General features: G+C 70.3%; 17 protein-coding genes. 8 read left to right on the top strand and 9 right to left on the bottom strand.

The window, feature by feature from the left end; genetic code table 11:
* Positions 1 to 104 precede the first annotated feature (104 nt).
* From H295_RS0122430 to H295_RS0122410, 5 genes are all read left to right on the top strand, one after another.
* Positions 105 to 791 carry a maleylpyruvate isomerase family mycothiol-dependent enzyme gene (locus H295_RS0122430; protein ID WP_020137599.1) on the top strand — a complete coding sequence of 229 codons (687 nt, stop codon included), beginning with the start codon at positions 105 to 107 and terminating at the stop codon, positions 789 to 791.
* Between the two features lie 10 nt (positions 792 to 801).
* Positions 802 to 1,458 carry an MBL fold metallo-hydrolase gene (locus tag H295_RS0122425; RefSeq protein ID WP_028809638.1) on the top strand — a complete coding sequence of 219 codons (657 nt, stop codon included), beginning with the start codon at positions 802 to 804 and terminating at the stop codon, positions 1,456 to 1,458.
* A 324-nt stretch (positions 1,459 to 1,782) separates the two neighbouring features.
* On the top strand, positions 1,783 to 2,667 hold the full coding sequence (locus tag H295_RS0122420) for an ABC transporter substrate-binding protein (protein ID WP_020137597.1): 885 nt from the start codon (positions 1,783 to 1,785) through the stop codon (positions 2,665 to 2,667).
* Complete coding sequence (locus H295_RS0122415; RefSeq protein WP_020137596.1) at positions 2,664 to 3,554, top strand: amino acid ABC transporter permease; 891 nt, start codon at positions 2,664 to 2,666, stop codon at positions 3,552 to 3,554. Before H295_RS0122420 ends, H295_RS0122415 begins: the two co-directional genes overlap by 4 nt.
* Entirely contained in the window at positions 3,551 to 4,309 is a 759-nt protein-coding gene (locus tag H295_RS0122410; protein ID WP_020137595.1) for an amino acid ABC transporter ATP-binding protein, read from the top strand. The genes H295_RS0122415 and H295_RS0122410 overlap by 4 nt, the downstream gene beginning before the upstream one ends.
* 44 nt (positions 4,310 to 4,353) lie before the next feature.
* Here the strand turns inward: H295_RS0122410 and aroQ are convergent, their stop codons facing one another.
* On the bottom strand, positions 4,354 to 4,827 hold the full coding sequence (gene aroQ / locus H295_RS0122405) for a type II 3-dehydroquinate dehydratase (protein ID WP_020137594.1): 474 nt from the start codon (positions 4,825 to 4,827) through the stop codon (positions 4,354 to 4,356).
* A gap of 80 nt (positions 4,828 to 4,907) precedes the next feature.
* Here aroQ and H295_RS0122400 point away from each other — a divergent pair, with 80 nt between their 5' ends.
* Entirely contained in the window at positions 4,908 to 5,954 is a 1,047-nt protein-coding gene (locus H295_RS0122400) for a S66 family peptidase (protein WP_020137593.1), read from the top strand.
* Between the two features lie 33 nt (positions 5,955 to 5,987).
* Here H295_RS0122400 and H295_RS0122395 read toward each other — a convergent pair whose 3' ends face one another.
* The 7 genes from H295_RS0122395 to H295_RS0122365 form a co-directional block, all read right to left on the bottom strand.
* Complete coding sequence (locus tag H295_RS0122395) at positions 5,988 to 7,088, bottom strand: calcium:proton antiporter (RefSeq protein WP_020137592.1); 1,101 nt, start codon at positions 7,086 to 7,088, stop codon at positions 5,988 to 5,990.
* A gap of 94 nt (positions 7,089 to 7,182) precedes the next feature.
* Complete coding sequence (locus H295_RS0122390; RefSeq protein WP_020137591.1) at positions 7,183 to 7,485, bottom strand: hypothetical protein; 303 nt, start codon at positions 7,483 to 7,485, stop codon at positions 7,183 to 7,185.
* A 130-nt stretch (positions 7,486 to 7,615) separates the two neighbouring features.
* Positions 7,616 to 8,617: a TerC/Alx family metal homeostasis membrane protein gene (locus H295_RS0122385; protein ID WP_028809637.1), complete on the bottom strand. Its 1,002-nt coding sequence runs from the start codon at positions 8,615 to 8,617 to the stop codon at positions 7,616 to 7,618.
* Between the two features lie 227 nt (positions 8,618 to 8,844).
* Positions 8,845 to 11,025: a TerD family protein gene (locus tag H295_RS0122380; protein ID WP_020137589.1), complete on the bottom strand. Its 2,181-nt coding sequence runs from the start codon at positions 11,023 to 11,025 to the stop codon at positions 8,845 to 8,847.
* Between the two features lie 52 nt (positions 11,026 to 11,077).
* Entirely contained in the window at positions 11,078 to 11,656 is a 579-nt protein-coding gene (locus H295_RS0122375; RefSeq protein ID WP_020137588.1) for a TerD family protein, read from the bottom strand.
* Positions 11,657 to 11,786: 130 nt separating this feature from the next.
* A complete protein-coding gene (gene uvrB / locus H295_RS0122370; protein ID WP_020137587.1) occupies positions 11,787 to 13,934 on the bottom strand; it encodes an excinuclease ABC subunit UvrB in 2,148 nt (715 codons plus the stop codon).
* 611 nt (positions 13,935 to 14,545) lie between these two features.
* On the bottom strand, positions 14,546 to 15,415 hold the full coding sequence (locus H295_RS0122365) for an MHYT domain-containing protein (RefSeq protein WP_020137586.1): 870 nt from the start codon (positions 15,413 to 15,415) through the stop codon (positions 14,546 to 14,548).
* Positions 15,416 to 15,694: 279 nt separating this feature from the next.
* On the opposite strand from H295_RS0122365, the gene H295_RS0122360 reads away from it, so the two are divergent.
* Together H295_RS0122360 and H295_RS0122355 are read left to right on the top strand one after the other, a co-directional pair.
* Positions 15,695 to 16,564: a glycerophosphodiester phosphodiesterase gene (locus tag H295_RS0122360; protein ID WP_020137585.1), complete on the top strand. Its 870-nt coding sequence runs from the start codon at positions 15,695 to 15,697 to the stop codon at positions 16,562 to 16,564.
* 57 nt (positions 16,565 to 16,621) lie between these two features.
* Positions 16,622 to 17,176 (top strand): methylated-DNA--[protein]-cysteine S-methyltransferase, encoded by a 555-nt coding sequence (locus H295_RS0122355; RefSeq protein ID WP_020137584.1) that lies wholly within the window; start codon positions 16,622 to 16,624, stop codon positions 17,174 to 17,176.
* A 32-nt stretch (positions 17,177 to 17,208) separates the two neighbouring features.
* Here H295_RS0122355 and H295_RS0122350 read toward each other — a convergent pair whose 3' ends face one another.
* Positions 17,209 to 17,637, bottom strand: a complete 429-nt coding sequence (locus tag H295_RS0122350) for a VOC family protein (protein ID WP_020137583.1) — start codon at positions 17,635 to 17,637, stop codon at positions 17,209 to 17,211.
* Between the last annotated feature and the right edge of the window lie 8 nt (positions 17,638 to 17,645).

Below are 17,645 nucleotides of genomic sequence, written 5' to 3'. Positions count from 1 at the left end.
CCAGCATGCCCGACGCCGCTTCCGACCATATAGCACGTGCATTCGATTTACGGCACAGCTTCACCACCTTCACCCAAAGGTGTGGTGAGACTAGGGTCAGCACCATGACTGATCACGCTCATGACCTGGAGTCTGTACGTGGTGCGACCGAGCGGCTGCTGACCGCAGCCGCCAAGATGGACAACGCGGCCGTGACGCAGTCGTCACGGCTTCCGGGCTGGAGCCGCGGCCATGTCCTCGCCCACCTCTCCCGCAACGCCGACGCCCTCGTGAACGTGCTGCGCGGACAGCCCATGTACTCCTCGGCCGAGGCGCGCGACGCCGACATCGAGCGCGACGCCCCCCGGCCCCTCGACACCCAGCTCGCCGACCTGCGCGACAGCGCCGCCCGCTTCCAGGAGGCGGGGGCGGAGCCCGCGGACTGGTCGCGCACGGTCGAGCTGCGCAACGGGGTCACCGACGCGGCGGCCCGGGTGCCGTTCCGGAGGTGGGCCGAGGTAGAGCTGCACCACGTGGACCTGGGGATCGGGTACGAGCTGGAGGACCTGCCCGAGGAGTTCACGGAACGGGAGATCGTGTTCCTCACCGAGCGCTTCTCCGGCCACCCCGACGTGCCGGCCACAAGCCTGGTGGACGGCACGCACGCGTGGAGCACCGGTCGCGCCGACGACGCACCGGGGGTCAGCGTCGAGGGCGCCGCCGCCGACCTCCTGGGCTGGCTCGCCGGCCGCCGCGACGGCTCCGCGCTGACGGTTCACGGCGGCCCCCTCCCGCTGCTGCCCCCGCTATAGGCTGGCCGCCATGACGTACAGCGGACAGGTGACGGTCGGCGGGCCCGCCGACGTGCACGAGCTCAAGGACCTGATGATCACCAAGATCGCGGTCGGCCCGATGAACAACAACGCCTATCTGCTGCGCTGCCGGGCCACCGACGAGCAGCTCCTGATCGACGCCGCCAACGAGGCGGACACCCTGCTCGGCACCATCGGCGCCGACGGCATCGCGTCCGTCGTCACCACCCACCAGCACGGCGACCACTGGCAGGCGCTCGCGGAGGTCGTCGCGGCCACGCACGCGCGTACGTACGCCGGGCGGGCCGACGCCGAGGGCATCCCCGTCCCCACCGACGTCCCGGTGGACGACGGGGACGTCATCCGGGTGGGGCGCGTGGAACTCACCGCGCGCCACCTGGTCGGGCACACACCGGGCTCGATCGCCCTCGTCTACGACGACCCGCACGGGCACCCGCACGTGTTCACCGGGGACTGCCTCTTCCCCGGTGGTGTGGGCAACACCCGCAAGGACCCCGATGCGTTCGCCCGTCTGATCCACGACGTCGAGACGAAGATCTTCGACGTGCTGCCGGACGAGACCTGGGTGTACCCGGGCCACGGCCACGACACGACACTGGGCGCGGAGCGGCCGCAGCTGCCGGAGTGGCACGCGCGGGGGTGGTGAAACCCGCCTGGTGGCACGCACGGGGTGGTGAACGCCGGGGCGCGCAAAGGAGGTTGCGCGCGCCCCGTGTGAACTCTTCGCACACGCCGATGCCACACACGCGCTCCCGGCACAGGTGGTTGCGCAGTCAACTGGGGGCAGCCCCGCACAGGATGACGGCTCCTGCGCGGTAAGGGCCGCCGGTCTTTCGATCCCCGCCCTCGGCCGGCGGCCCAGGCAAGCCGTCCGAAAACTGTTCACAAGAACGCAACACCCGTTCCCAATATGCGGACAATTGCCGGTGTGACCTCGACAAACGGGACAGTGGACTGTCACTCTCCCGCCATGCACCCTGCCCCTCGCGCCCTGCGCCGCGCCGTCGCCGCGGCATCCATAGCCCTGCTCGCCACCGCCGTCGGCTGCGCCCCGCAGCCCGAGGACGACGCGAGCGCCAAGGCCTCGGCGCCGACCGGCAACGCCTGCGCCAAGGGCAAGCTGGCCACGAAGACCTCCGGCAAGCTGACGGTCGCGACCGACGAGCCCGCGTACGAGCCGTGGTTCAAGGACGACAAGCCCGCGAACGGCAAGGGCTTCGAGTCGGCCGTCGCCTACGCCGTGGCGAAGCAGCTCGGTTACGACAAGAGCGCCGTCGTCTGGCAGAGCGTTCCCTTCAACAAGGCCTTCGCGCCCGGGGAGAAGACCTTCGACTTCGACATCAACCAGGTGTCGATCAGCGCCGAGCGCAAGAAGGCCGTGGACTTCTCGTCCGGCTACTACGACGTGCGCCAGGCGGTCATCGCGCTCAAGGGGTCCAAGGCCGCCAAGGCGAAGAGCATCGCGGACCTGAAGGGCCTCAAGCTGGGCGCCCAGGTCGGCACGACGAGCCTGAACTACATCCAGGACGTGGTGAAGCCGACGCAGGAGGCCGCCGCGTACGCCAAGAACGACCAGGCGAAGTCCGCGCTGGAGAACAAGCAGGTGGACGCCATCGTCGTCGACCTGCCCACCGCCTTCTACATCACCGCGGCCGAGGTGACGGACGGCACCATCGTCGGGCAGTTCGAGAACCAGGGCGGCACGCCCGAGCAGTTCGGGCTCGTGCTCGACAAGGGCAGCTCCCTCACCTCCTGCGTGACGGCCGCCGTGGACGCGCTCCGCAAGGACGGCACGCTCGCCGAGCTGGAGCAGCAGTGGCTGTCGGACGCCGTCGACGCCCCGGTCCTCAAGTGACGCTCACGAAGGACGAGACCGGCGAGGAAAGCGGGGGCGACTCCTACACGCCGTCGCAGCGGCGGATCGAGCGGGATGCGTTCAAGCGTGCCCGCTCCCGCCGTGCGACGGCGATCGCCGCGGTCTCGACCCTGGTCACCGCCGTCGTCCTCTACCTGGTTGTCGTCAACGCGCCGGGCTGGCCGCGCACCAAGGAGACGTTCTTCAACGGGCAGTACGCGCGCGAGGCGTTCCCGAAGGTCCTCGAAGGGCTGTGGCTGAACGTCCGGCTGCTGTTCATCTGCGGCGCGGCCGTCCTGGTCCTCGGCATGCTCATCGCCATCGCCCGCACCCTGCGGGGCCCGGTGTTCTTCCCGCTGCGCTTCCTGGCCGCCGCCTACACGGACTTCTTCCGCGGACTCCCGCTCATCATCAACCTGATGATCGTCGTCCTGGGCGTCCCGGCGCTGCGGCTCCAGGGCGTGACGGTCGACCCGGTGTGGCTGGGCGGTACGGCACTCACGCTGACCTACTCGGCGTACGTGGCCGAGGTGTTCCGCGCGGGCATCGAGTCCGTGCACCCCTCGCAGCGCGCCGCGGCCCGCTCGCTCGGCCTGTCCAACCGGCAGGCGCTGCGGTACGTGGTGCTGCCGCAGGCGGTGCGCCGCCAGGTGCCGCCGCTGCTGAACGACCTGGTGTCCCTCCAGAAGGACACCGGCCTGGTGTCGATCGGCGGCGCCATCGACGCCGTACGGGCCGCCGACATCATCGTCGGACGCAGCCTCAACTACACGCCGTACATCGTCGCGGGCCTGGTGTTCGTGGCGCTGACCATCCCGATGACCCGCTTCACGGACTGGGTGACGGCACGGATGGACCGACGGCGGGCACAGGGAGGGATCGCATGAGCGCCACGGACGCGCCGGTGCTGCGGATGGAGTCCGTCCGCAAGGCCTTCGGCGACTCGGTCGTGCTGCGGGACGTCGACCTGGAGGTCGCACCGCACACGGTGACCGCCCTGATCGGCGCCTCCGGTTCGGGCAAGTCGACCCTGCTGCGCTGCGCCAACCTCCTGGAGGAGATCGACGACGGCGCGATCTGGCTGGACGGTGAGGAGATCACCGACCCGCGGGCCGACCAGGACGCGGTACGGCGCCGTATCGGCGTGGTGTTCCAGGCGTACAACCTCTTCCCGCACATGACCGTGCTGGAGAACATCACCCTGGCCCCGCGGCGGGTGCACGGCGTGGCCCGCGCGGAGGCCGAGGGGCACGCCAGGGAGCTGCTGGAGCGGCTCGGGCTCGGCGGGAAAGCGGACGAGTACCCGGACCGGCTCAGCGGCGGTCAGCAGCAGCGGGTGGCGATCGTGCGGGCGTTGGCGGTACGGCCCCGACTGCTGCTCCTCGACGAGATCACCGCGGCGCTCGACCCCGAGCTGGTCGGCGAGGTCCTGAACGTGGTCCGCGACCTCAAGGGCGAGGGCATGACCATGGTGCTGGCCACCCACGAGATGGGCTTCGCGCGAGAGGTCGCCGACCAGGTTTGTTTTCTGGACTCGGGGGTCGTCCACGAGCGCGGCACCGCCGAACAGATCTTCGGCGAACCTCAGCAGGAGCGCACACAGCGCTTCCTGCGGCGGATCGTGGAGGCGGGGCGGCTGTAGGCGTGTGTAATAGGCGCCCGCAATGGCAGGCGCCTATTACAGCTCTACGCCTCGGCCCGGGTCTGCCCCGCCAGCGCGGCGACCCGCTCCACGCCGAAGACATACCCCTGCACGCCGCACCCCGCGATGACCCCGTCCGCGCGCAGCGAGACGTAGGAGTGGTGCCGGAAAGCCTCGCGCCGGTGGATGTTGGAGATGTGCACCTCCAGCACCGGCATCCCGTCACAGGTGTTGAGCGCGTCCAGGATCGCGACCGAGGTGTGCGAGTAGGCGCCGGGGTTGATGACGATCCCGCAGTGGTTCAGGCGTGCCTCGTGGATCCAGTCGACCAGTTCGCCCTCGTGGTTGGACTGCCGGAAGTCGACCGTGCCGCCGTGCGCGGCCGCCGCCTTGACGCACAGGGCCTCGACGTCGGCCAGCGTCTCCTTGCCGTAGATCTCCGGCTGCCGCTGCCCCAGCAGGTTCAGGTTGGGGCCGTTGAGGATCATGATCGGGGCGTTGGCCAGGGTGCGGGGCACGGTTCCTCCGGTGCGGGTGGGCTGCTCGTCCCCGGTTTATCACGGTGCGCCGCGCGCGGTGCCGCCCGTACCCTCCCGGCATGACCACGCCCTCGTACCCCTCCAAGCCCGTACCCGGCGACCGCATCGCCGTCGTCTCCCCCGGCGCCGGCCTCCCCGGGCTCTTCCCGCGCCCCTTCGAACTCGGGCTGGAGCGACTGCGCAAGGAGTACGGGCTGGAGCCGGTGGAGTATCCGACGACCCGCAGGATGGGCTCCACGCCGCAGGAGCGCGCCGCCGACCTGCACGCTGCCTTCGCCGACCCGGACGTCAAGGCGGTCATGGCGTCCATCGGCGGTGACGACCAGATCACCGTACTGCCGTTCCTGGACCAGGAGTTGATCCGGGCGAACCCGAAGCCGTTCTTCGGGATGAGCGACAACACGAACCTGCTCGCGTACCTGTACGGCACCGGCATCGTCGGCTATCACGGCGCGACCGTGATGACCGCGCTCGGCCGTCCGGTGGCCATGGACCCGCTGACCGCCGGCTCCCTGCGGGCGGCCCTGTTCACCTCCGGCCCGTACGAACTCACCGCCGCGGCACGCTGGAACGACGTCAACCGCGACTGGGCCGACCCCGCCACCTTCGACGCGGAACCCGAGACCCGCCCCGGCAACGGCTGGGCCTGGGTGAACGCCGACCGTGCGGTGGAGGGCCGTGCCTGGGGCGGCTGCCTGGAGATCATCGGCTGGCTGCTGATGGCCGACCGCGAGATCGCGCACGATCTCGAGGAGTACGACGGCGGCGTGCTGCTCCTGGAGACCTCCGAGGAGATGCCGAGCGACCTCGAGGTCTTCCGCACGTTGCGCAACATGGGCGAACGCGGGCTGCTGCAACGCTTCTCGGCCCTGCTGATGGGCCGCCCCAAGACCTGGTCCTTCGAGCGCCCCAACAGCCCCGAGGAGGCGGATCGTTACGCCGCCGACCAGCGGGAGGCCGTCCTGCGAGCCATGCGCACATATGCCCCCAACACCACCATCGTCTTCGACGTGGACTTCGGCCACACCGATCCCCAGCTGGTCATCCCCTACGGCGGCCTCGTCCGCGTCGACGGTCCCGCCCGGCGCATCACGGTCACCTACTGATGACGCTCGACGGGTTGACGCGGGCTCAGGGTCCTACGGGTTGATCGCCAGCTCCAGATAGGCCGCGAACAGCACCAGGTGGACGCCGCCCTGGAGCGGGGTGGCCCGGCCCGGGACCACGGTCAGGGAGCTCACCACCACGGTCAGGGCCAGCAGCACCATGTGGGTGGCGCCGAGGCCGAGGACGAGCGGCCCGGAGAGCCAGACGGACGCCAGGGCGACCGCGGGGATGGTCAGGCCGATGCTGGCCATGGCGGAGCCGAGGGCGAGGTTGAGGCTGGTCTGCACCCGGTCCCGGCGGGCGGAGCGCAGGGCCGCGATGGTCTCGGGGAGCAGCACCAGCAGGGCGATGATCACACCGACGACGGCGTGCGGGAGGCCCGCCTTGGCGACTCCGGACTCGATGGTCGGCGAGACGCCCTTGGCCAGGCCCACCACGCCGATCAGGGCCAGCCCCAGCAGACCCAGGCTGATCAGCGCGGTACGGGCGGTGGGGACCTCGGCGTGGTCGTCGCCCGTGATCAGCTCGCCCTGGCGGGTGATCGGGAGGAAGTAGTCACGGTGCCGTACGGTCTGGGTCGCCACGAACAGGCCGTACAGCACCAGCGAGGACAGCGCGGCGAAGGTCAGCTGCGTGGTGGAGAACTCCGGGCCCGGCTTGCTGGTCGTGAAGGTCGGCAGGACCAGGCTGAGGGTGGCCAGGGTGGCGACCGTGGCGAGGGCGGCGCCGGTGCCCTCGGGGTTGAAGACCGCGGTGCCGTGGCGCAGTGAGGCCACCAGGAGGCTGATGCCGACGATGCCGTTGCAGGTGATCATCACGGCCGCGAACACGGTGTCCCTGGCCAGGGTGGAACTCTTGTCGCCGCCGTCGGCCATCAGGGTGACGATCAGGGCGACCTCGATGATGGTGACGGCGACGGCGAGAACCAGCGAGCCGAAGGGTTCACCGACCCGGTGGGCCACCACCTCGGCGTGGTGCACGGCGGCCAGCACGGCTCCCGCGAGCACCAGGGTCACGAGCGCCACGACCACACCGGGCAGATCGCGACCCCAGGTGAACACCAGCAGGACGCCGGCGAGCACCGGCACGACGGACGTCCAGCTCGTGATGAGCGGCCTGAACCGAGCGATCATGAAGAGATCGTCCCAGAGGCGAACCGGGCATGCACTACTTGAGGTTGAACTATCGGTGTTGAACCGTCTTGGTGTTGAACCGGTTGAGCCCGCACTACTTGAGGTCGCCCGATTCCAGGACGTCGCAGTTGGTGTACACGCGCTCGCCGAAGCTCAGCGCGCCCAGCTGCTCCGCCAGTTTGCTCGTCTCGGGGTCGTCGCTGTTGCGCATGGCCTCGTCGTACGACTCGAACTCGATGACCGCCAGGTAGTGGTTGGGCTTGTCGCGGTCCTTCAGGAGCATGCGGTGGGTGGGGCCGCCCGTCCGGCCCTCGTTGCGCTGCCCCGCCTCCTCCATCAGCTGCTGCATCTCTTCCAGGCGCTCGGTCGCGAAGCCGATGATCTGCACGAACTTCATGGGGTCTCCAGCCGGCCACGGCGTCCCCGGGCCGGGGTACGCGCTCCTGAACCAAACAAGCACCGGGAGCGGTGACCGGCAATTCGCCGTGCACCGCTCCCGGTGGTGGTTCTTCCTACGCCGACCGCGGTCAGGCCTCGATGCTGTCCTTCGGAGCGCCTTCGCCCTCCGCCTGCGCCGCCTCGGCCGCCGCCTGCTTCTTGGAGGCACGGAGGCTGGTGAGCGTGGTCACGATCAGGACCGAGCAGATCACGCCGAGGGAGACCGGAATGCTGATCTCGGGGACGTGGACCCCGGACTCGTGCAGGGCGTGCAGCACCAGCTTGACGCCGATGAAGCCGAGGATGATCGACAGGCCGTAGCTGAGGTGGACCAGCTTCTTCAGCAGGCCGCCGATGAGGAAGTACAGCTGGCGCAGACCCATCAGGGCGAACGCGTTCGCCGTGAAGACGATGTACGGGTCCTGGGTCAGGCCGAAGATCGCGGGGATCGAGTCGAGCGCGAAGAGGACGTCGGTGGTGCCGATGGCGAGCATCACGACCAGCATCGGGGTCATGACCCGCTTGCCGTTCTCCTCGATCCACAGCTTGGTGCCGTGGTAGCGGTCGGCGACACCGAACCGGCGCTCAGCGGCCTTGAGCAGCTTGTTCTCCTCGAACTCCTCGTCCTCCTCGTCGGCGCGGGCCTCCTCGATGAGCTTCCAGGCGGTCCAGATGAGGAAGGCGCCGAAGATGTAGAACACCCAGGCGAAGCTGGCGAGGATCGCGGCGCCCGCGGCGATGAAGATCGCGCGCAGCACCAGGGCTATGAGGACACCGACGAGCAGGACCCGCTGCTGGTACTGCGAGGGCACCGCGAACTTCGCCATGATCAGGACGAAGACGAAGAGGTTGTCCACGCTCAGGGACTTCTCGGTGATGAAGCCCGCGAAGAACTCTCCGCCGGCCTGGCCACCGCCGAAGACCAGCAGTCCGAGGCCGAAGAGTCCGGCCAGGGCGATCCAGACGACGGTCCAGATGCCCGCTTCCTTGATGGACACGTCGTGCGGCTTGCGGCCGATGAAGAAGTCGACCGCGATGAGGGCGGCGAGGCCCACAACGGTCAGGACCCACAGGGTCACGGAAACGTCCACAGTTCCTCCGGCAATACGTAACGGCAAGTAACCAGCGTCGTCGCGCTGCCGGAGGTCTCTTCCACCCACGGTGGGCCGACGCCCCGGGATCAGGCCTGATCCGTATTGACGGGTACGCCGCAGTCGACAGGGAGTACTCCCCTCCGTGCCGTCTACCGTACCCCAATCACCAAAGAAAGGTAAAGCGATTGGCAAAATAAAAGTCAAGTAAGCAGGTCACGATGGCTTTACGAGTACTTGGTGCGGGCGGCTGCGACCTGGGTCAGGACCTGCTCGAGCACCTGGCTGCCGGGCGGGACCAGGGTGGGCTCGTAGGTCCAGGCGTGCCCGACCCAGGGGTCGGCGAGATGGTCGTCGGGCACCGGGGTCAGGCGCATCAGCGAGCGCCACAGGGGGTCCAGGAGGGGGCCGTAGGCGGAGGCCTCCTCACGGTCCGCGACCATCATCAGGTGGACGCCGACGGACGGGCCCTCGTCCGCGAGGTAGCGCAGCTGGGTCACCGCCCGGTCGTCGAAGCCGTGCGGGAAGTCGTTGACGATCAGGAGCTGCTCGGAGGCGTCCACTCCGGGCGGGAGGGAGTCGGCCGCACCACCGCGGATCGCCATCTGGACCAGGTCGACGCGCTGGGTCAGCCGCGCGAGGAGCTCGGCGACGCCCGCGGCGCCGACGGCGGGCGGAGCGGCGAGCACCCCGGCCCGCGCCAGCGGCGCGAGCGCCTGGGCACCGGAGCCGGCCGGATCGATGACGTGCAGGGTGAAGTCACCGGCGGGGTGCACGGCGATCAGCCGGGCCGCGAGCGCCACGGCCGTGTCCATGGCCAGGCGGTGCAGCTCGTGGGCATCGAGGAACGAGCCGTCCAGCGATCCGGCGGCCCCGCTGTCGATCCACAGACCGCGCTCCAGCGGCAGCCGGACCAGCATCGGGATGCGCAGCTCGGCGCACTCGGGCAGATGCAGATCGCCCAGCCGCACGGCCATGGGGACCTCGAAGGGCACCCGGTAGCCGTGCCAGACCGGGTTGTCCCAGCGGGCGTACGCGGGCGGCAGGGCGGGCTCGACCACCTCGGACTCGGCCATGAGCTGGTCCAGATCGCGGTCGTACACCGCGCGGGCCTGTTCGACGAGCTGGGCCTGCTTGGCGCGGGCCGCCTCCCGTGCGGCATCGCCCTGTCCGCCGATCCGGCTGCGGGGGTCGGCGAGGGCGGCGTCGAGTTCCTTCTCCATCCGCGAGTCGGCGAAGTCCACGGCGCTGCGGTAGGCCGCCGTGGAGCGGGCCAGGTCCTCGAACATGCCCCACACCTGGTTGTAGAGCCGCTCGTCCATGGACCACCCGGTCGCGTCCCCGGCGACGGGTGGCGCGGGCTGCCCCGGCTGGGCGGGGGGCGCGGTGGGCGGGGGCGGCGGTGGGGCGGCGTTCTGGCGCCGCGGGTGGCTGTAGTCGATCGGGCCGCCGACGGTGGGCGCGGACGGCTGGGCAGCGGAGGCGTCCACGGTGGGCGCGGGTGGCTGGGCGGCGGAGGCGTCCGAGGCTCCCTGGCCGCCGTATCCGGACTGCGGCCCGCCGACCGCGGGGGCCTGGTCGTAGGGGGAGCCGGGCTGGGGCGTTCCGGGGGCCGGGCTGCCGTGCGGCGGCAGCGGCTGGGACCCGCCGGAGGCCGGACCGCCGTGGGGCGGTACGGGTTGCGTTGGGGTGCCGGGGGGCTGGGTGCCGTACGGCGACAGCGGCGGCTGCGGCGATACGGCGCCGGGGGCGCCCTGGGCCGCGGTCGAGCCCTGTTCCGGGCCCGGGGCCGGTGTGGCCGTCTGCCGGGGACGGCCGGCATCGGCCGTGAGGGGCGGGGGCATCGGCACCGCGCGGGCCAGGCTCCGAGCCACCGCCTCATGGATGCCGCTCGCGATCTGATGTGCCTGGGGAAGGCCCTGGTCGCCGAGGAGTTCGGCAAGTCCGCCCGCGTAGCCCTGGCCCACCGCGCGCACCTTCCAGGCGCCCTGTCGGCGGTAGAGCTCCAGCGCGACGACCGCCGACTCGGCGTCCAGGCCGACGATGGTGTAGCTGACGAGCTCGATACCGTCCAGGCCGGTGACCGCGACGAACGGGGCGGCTGCGGCACCGAAGTTCGCGGGGCCGCCCGCCGCGGGCAGGGCGAGCAGCACATGGACCCGGTGGACGGCCTCCGGCACGGCACCCAGGTCGACCGCAAGCCGGTGGTCGGCGGCCGCCTGCCGGGAGACCTCCAGACCCGGCAGGGTGGGTGCGCCGGGATGGACCACCCCTTCGGCGCCGGGCACCCTGCCCTGCTCGTCGCCGAGCGTGGCCGCGGCCACCACCGGCGTGCCGGCCGCGATCCGGATCTCGAGACGGGCCTGAGAAAGCGGGTGGTTCTGCCCCCGCACCAGCTCGGCCGTCATCGCCCTGCCCCCCTGTGTTCGTGGTGTCGGTCGGGTGCCGCTCGGCGGCCGTCTACAGGTGCGGCAGGATCGCCGGCATCAGGTCCTGGAAGGTGCGGCCGTTGGCGGGGGTGCCGAGGGCCGTCATCGTCCAGGCCGGGCCCGTCCGGTGCACCTTCGCCATGATCTGGGCGGTGTAGGAGCCGCCGCCGGCGAGGGTGTAGCGGGCCAGTTCCTGGCCGTTGGTCTCGTCGACCAGACGGCAGAACGCGTTCTGCACCTCCTGGAAGGTCTGCCCCGTGAAGGAGTTCACGGTGAAGACGATCTGGTCGATGTGCACCGGGACGCGGGCCAGGTCGACGAGGATCGACTCGTCGTCCCCGCCCTGGCCGGCGCCGCCGACGAGGTTGTCACCGGTGTGCTTGACCGAGCCGTCGTCGCTCACCAGGTGGCGGAAGAAGACGACGTCGACGGGCTGCTTGTCCGCAAACAGGACGGCGGAGGCGTCGAGGTCGACCTCCCGGGTGCGCGAGCCGAACAGGCCGCGGCGGGGAGCCGCCTGCCAGCCGAGGCCCATGCGCACCGCGGTCAGGCTGCCTCCGTCGTTCTTCTGCAGGCTGATGGCCTGACCCTTGGTCATGTTGACGGTCACGCGCCGAACCCCTCTCACTGTCCCCTGTTGCCGCGGCGCCCGCGGTTGCCCAGCACCCTACGCAGGGCCCCGGCCGGTGACGCACCCCGGAGCGCACTTTGTGTCGGTCTTGCAACACTGTGCGATGAGGTCAGGCCAGGCCCGCCTCCTTCATCTGCCGAAGCTCCTTCTTCATCTCGGAGACCTCGTCCCGCAGCCGGGCGGCGATCTCGAACTGGAGGTCGGCGGCGGCCGCACGCATACGGGCCGTCATCTCCTCGATCTGCTCGGTGAGTTCGGCCGCCGGACGGTCGGTCGGGACGGTCTCCTTGGCGGCCTTGCCCTTGCCGGCCTTGGCGCCCTTGGTGCCCGCCGCCTTGCCGCCGAGGGCCGGCACCGGTGCCTTGGCTCCCTTGCCGTCCTTGCCCTGGCGGTAACCGGAGCCGAGCAGCTGCTCGGTGTCCACGTCCTCGCGGGCGATCTGGGCGACGATGTCGTTGATCTTCTTGCGGAGCGGCTGGGGGTCGATGCCCCGCTCCTGGTTGTACGCGACCTGCTTCTCCCGGCGGCGGTTGGTCTCGTCGATGGCCTTCTCCATCGCCGGGGTGATCTTGTCGGCGTACATGTGGACCTGGCCGGAGACATTGCGCGCCGCGCGGCCGATGGTCTGGATCAGGGAGGTGCCGGAGCGCAGGAAGCCCTCCTTGTCGGCGTCGAGGATCGCGACCAGGGAGACCTCCGGCAGGTCGAGCCCCTCCCGGAGGAGGTTGATGCCGACCAGGACGTCGAACTCGCCGGAGCGCAGCTCGCGCAGCAGCTCCACCCGGCGCAGGGTGTCGACGTCGCTGTGCAGATAGCGGACCTGGATGCCGAGTTCGAGGAAGTAGTCGGTGAGGTCCTCGGCCATCTTCTTGGTGAGTGTGGTGACCAGGACCCGCTCGTCCTTCTCGGTGCGGGTGCGGATCTCGTGCACCAGGTCGTCGATCTGGCCCTCGGTGGGCTTGACGACGACCTCCGGGTCGACGAGGCCGGTCGGGCGGATGATCTGCTCGACGACGCCGTCCCCGCGCGAGAGCTCGTACTTGCCGGGGGTCGCCGAGAGGTAGACGGTCTGGCCGATGCGCTCGGTGAACTCCTCCCACTTCAGGGGACGGTTGTCCAGGGCCGAGGGGAGACGGAAGCCGTGGTCGACGAGGGTGCGCTTGCGGGAGGCGTCGCCCTCGTACATGGCGCCGATCTGGGGCACGGTCACATGCGACTCGTCGATGACGAGAAGGAAGTCGTCCGGGAAGTAGTCGAGCAGGGTGTTCGGCGGGGAGCCGGGCAGGCGGCCGTCGAAGTGCATCGAGTAGTTCTCCACGCCGGAGCAGGAGCCGATCTGGCGGAGCATCTCCAGGTCGTAGGTGGTGCGCATCCGCAGGCGCTGGGCCTCCAGGAGCTTGCCCTGCTTCTCCAGCTCGGCGAGGCGCTCCCCGAGCTCCTTCTCGATGTCGTTGACGGCCCGCTCCATGCGCTCGGGGCCGGCGACGTAGTGGGAGGCCGGGAAGACGTACAGCTGCTCGTCGTCGCTGATGATCTCGCCGGTGAGCGGGTGGAGGGTGGACAGGGCCTCGATCTCGTCGCCGAACATCTCGATGCGGACGGCGAGCTCCTCGTAGACCGGGAAGATCTCGATGGTGTCGCCGCGGACGCGGAAGGTGCCGCGGGTGAAGGCGAGGTCGTTGCGCGTGTACTGGATGTCGACGAAGCGGCGCAGCAGCTGGTCGCGGTCGACTTCGTCGCCGACCCGGAGGGGGACCATGCGGTCCACGTACTCCTGGGGGGTGCCGAGGCCGTAGATGCAGGAGACGGAGGCGACCACGACGACGTCCCTGCGGGTGAGCAGTGAGTTGGTCGCGGAGTGGCGCAGGCGCTCGACCTCCTCGTTGATCGAGGAGTCCTTCTCGATGTAGGTGTCCGACTGCGGGACGTAGGCCTCGGGCTGGTAGTAGTCGTAGTACGAGACGAAGTACTCGACCGCGTTGTTCGGCAGCAGCTCCCGGAACTCGTTGGCCAGCTGGGCGGCCAGGGTCTTGTTCGGGGCCATCACGAGGGTGGGGCGCTGGAGCTTCTCGATCATCCACGCCGTGGTGGCGGACTTTCCGGTACCGGTCGCGCCGAGCAGGACGACGTCCTTCTCACCTGCCTCGATGCGCCGGGCCAGGTCGGCGATGGCCGCCGGCTGGTCGCCGCTGGGCTGGTAGGGGCTGACGACCTCGAAAGGCGCCACCGTACGTTCGATGTGGGAAACGGGCCGCATGAAGTCAACCGTACGACTCCCCACTGACAACGCGGCCGGATCAGGGGTTTCGGTGGGTGGGGGACGGTTCCGGGGCAGCGGGTCGGGGTGGTGGCTGAGGTGGGCTACGGGTCCGGGTGGCGCTGAGGCGGGGCCGGGCGGCTGGGAGATTCGGGCCGGCTTCGAATGGCGGCTGGAGCTGCCGGAAGTGGTGGCGCGGCGGTAGCGGACGTGGTGGGCGGCATTCGCGGGGGGGGGCGCGGTAGCTGGAGCGGTGGGGGCACACCCCTGGGTGGCCCGGAGCTGCGGGCCAGGCCCGGTAGGGGCTGGAAACTGCGGGCAGTGCTGCCGACGGCAGCCGGCGCGGTGGGGCGGCACTCGCGGATGGGGCTGGAGCTGTGGCTCAGCGGTTCAGGGAGCGGGATTCGCGGCGCGGCACCCTCGGCGGGGCGGAGTGACGGGCGGGGGGGAACCAGCCGGCGGGCCGGGACGCCGAACAGCGCTCATCCGGTACGACAACGCCGTCGGCTTCGCCTGCCCGGCGCGAGCGACCCCACCGGAGCGGTGCCCCCCCGGTTCGAGGCGGCGGCCGGAGCTGCGGGGTAGCGGTCGTGCGTGGCTCTCAGCTGGTGTCAGCGGTTCTGGGGCGTTCGGGATTCGTGGTGCGGTGTCTCTCGGCGGGGGTGGAGCGGGGAGCGGCGGGCGGGTGGGTGGTGGACCAGCTCTCGGGCCGGTACGCCGGGCTTGTTCTCGGCGGGCGACCACACGGGCTTGCCCATGACCATCAGCGGATCGAACATCACGACGACGCCCGCGAGCAGCAGGAAGGCGAGCGGGCCGATCATCATGGGCGCCAGCAGGGAGGCCGGGGAGTCACCCGCGACCGGGGCATCGGTGTGGTGCACATGCACGCTGAGAGCGGCCATGCCGGTGTAGTGCATGCCCGTGACCGCGAGGCCCATGACGAGGCTCGCGCCCACGCTCCACAGGAAGCCCCTCACCTGACCGGCGGCCCACAGGGCGGCCGTCGCGGCGACGACGGCTATGACCACCGAGACGGCCACCGTGGCCGTGTTGTACTCCAGCTGCCCGTTCAGCCGCATGCCCGCCATGCCCAGGTAGTGCATGGACGCGATGCCGAGGCCGGTGATGGCGCCGCCGGTCATCAGAGCCGTTCCCCTCGCCCCCCGGTAGCCGACGATGAAGACGCCGACACCCACCATCACGATGGCCACGCCGAGGCTGGCGAAGGTGATCGCCCGGTCGTAGTGGATCGGCGCCTCCCGGACCTGGAAGCCCATCATCGCCACGAAGTGCATGGTCCAGATGCCGGAGCCGATCGCCGCCGAGCCGAGGGCCAGCCAGCCGGGGCGCCAGGACCGTCTGACGAGCATGGATCTGGTGGTGCAACGCAGGCCGAGGGCCCCGCCGAGGCAGGCCATGAGGTAAGCCACCAGCGGTGTGACGAGTCCATAGCTGAATCCGTCGACCGTGCCTTGCATGCGCGGCAACCCTCCCGCCCTCTTACGTCCTGGAATTTCCTGAAATGCACCCCTTCCCAATACCGTCCGGGCGGTCGGGGTCGTGGCAGAGAGTATGACCCCCACCGGAATGGTCGAACGACTTTCCGGCAAAGAAACACGCCCTTGCCCCAGTTGTGCGGCACCGGTGAGCGGAGTCGGGAGGGTCCTGTCGGGGATGTGTCCATTCTGTACCCCGTTGCCGCTGACGCGGTGCTGTCACAGTTGTGCTGTACGTGATGCTCGACGCGAGGAGTACGTATGCACGCGCGCGCAGCGACCACCTTGAGCACCGCGCTCCTGGGGACCGCCGCCCTCCTGCTTCCCGCAACCGACGTGCGTGCCGTCGAGGACGGCACACCGCCCGAGGTCATCGCCCACCGGGGCGCCTCCGCCCACGCCCCCGAGAACACCCTGGCCGCCGTGGACAGGGCTGCCGCGCTCGGCGCCGTCTGGGTCGAGAACGACGTCCAGCGCACCAGGGACGGCGCACTCGTCGTCCTCCACGACGACAGCCTGCGGCGCACCACCGATGTCGAGGAGGTCTTCCCCGACCGGGCCCCCTGGAAGGTGAAGGACTTCACCGCCGCCGAGATCCGCCGACTGGACGCGGGCAGCTGGTTCGGCGCCTCCTACGCGGGCGCGCGCGTGCCGACGCTCGGGCAGTACCTGCACCGAGTCGATCTTCACCATCAGAAGCTGCTTCTCGAACTCAAGAACCCGGAGCTGTACCCGGGCATCGAACAGCAGACGCTCAAGCTCCTGAGCAACGAGGGGTGGTTCGACCGGTGGCACGAGAACCGGCTGGTGGTGCAGAGCTTCAGCGTGGCCGCCCTGCGGACCGTCCACGACCTCAAGCCCGGGGTGAAGACCGGCTATCTCGGGAAGCCCGCGGTCGCGGACCTGCCCGCTTACGCGGACTTCACCGACCAGATCAACCCGTCGTCCACCGCCCTCTCCACGGCCTACGTCGCCGCGGTGCACGCCTTCACGGGTCCGCACGGCAGGCCGCTGGAGGTCTCCACCTGGACGGTGAACACGGCGGAAGCGGCCCGGCGGGTCGCCGGGTACGGCGTCGACGGCATCATCACCAACAAACCCGGCGTGGTGCGGGACGCACTGGCCGGCTAGGAGACCGTTCTCGCTGGTCACGGGGCATTGTCAGTGGCGGCCCGTACGGTGGGGCGCATGAACAGCCATGCGCAGGACGAGCAGCGAGTCGTGTGGACCGTCGTCGGTACCGGCATCGGCCCACTGCTCCTGGCCGCCACCGACGAGGGTCTGGTCAACGTGGTCTTCCACGCCACCGACGCGGTGCGCGACAGGGCGCTGGAGCGGCTGGCGTCCCGGCTGGGCACCGAGCCCGTCGAGGCACCCGGCTCCCCGCTGCTGGCCGAGGCGATACGCCAGGTCGAGGCGTACTTCGCGGGCGAGCGGCAGGCCTTCGAGCTGCCCCTGGACTGGTCGCTGATCTCGGGCTTCAACCGCCAGGTGCTGCGCGAACTGGCCTCCGGTGTGGCCTACGGCCAGGTCGTCGGGTACGGCGATCTGGCCGGGCGGGTCGGTCAGCCCGGTGCCGCGCAGGCCGTCGGGGTGGCCATGGGCTCCAATCCGCTGCCGGTCGTCGTGCCCTGCCACCGTGTGGTCGAGAGCGACGGCGGCATCGGCGGGTTCGGCGGCGGACTGGAGACGAAGCGGAAGCTGCTCGCACTGGAGGGCGTACTGCCGGAGCCGCTTTTCTGACGCCGTCTCGCGTCCGGCCTGAGGGCTTGCCGTCAGTCGTAGTGGCGTGCTTCGAAGACGTTCCCGTCCGGGTCGCGGAAGTAGAAGCTGCGCCTGGCCGGTCCGCGGGCGCCGAAGGAGTCGTGGGAGAACCCCGAGACGGGCACGGACCGTTCCTCCAGACGGGCGCGGAGTGTCTCGAAATCGTCGGCGGGCAGGGCCAGGCACACATGATTGACGGGGTGTCCGGCGCTCTCCGCGGCCCCCGGGACCATGTTCATGCGCTCCGCCGCGGCCAGCGGCATGAGGTCGAAGACGGTCTCGTCGTTGAGCCGTACGGAGGGGAAGGGTGCCGCCCCCGCGGCGTAGTCGGTGATCCTCACGGGTTCCATGCCCAGCGTCTTCTCGTAGAAGCGGGCCGACGCCACCGGGTCGCGCACCCAGAGGACGACATGGTCGAGACGTGCCGAGTTGTCCGTCATGCACCCAG

Source organism: Streptomyces sp. 351MFTsu5.1 (assembly GCF_000383655.1).
GTDB classification, from domain to species: Bacteria; Actinomycetota; Actinomycetes; order Streptomycetales; family Streptomycetaceae; genus Streptomyces; species Streptomyces griseorubiginosus.
Note: the sequence above shows the minus strand (reverse complement) of the source record. Positions and strands in the feature narration are given on the sequence as shown.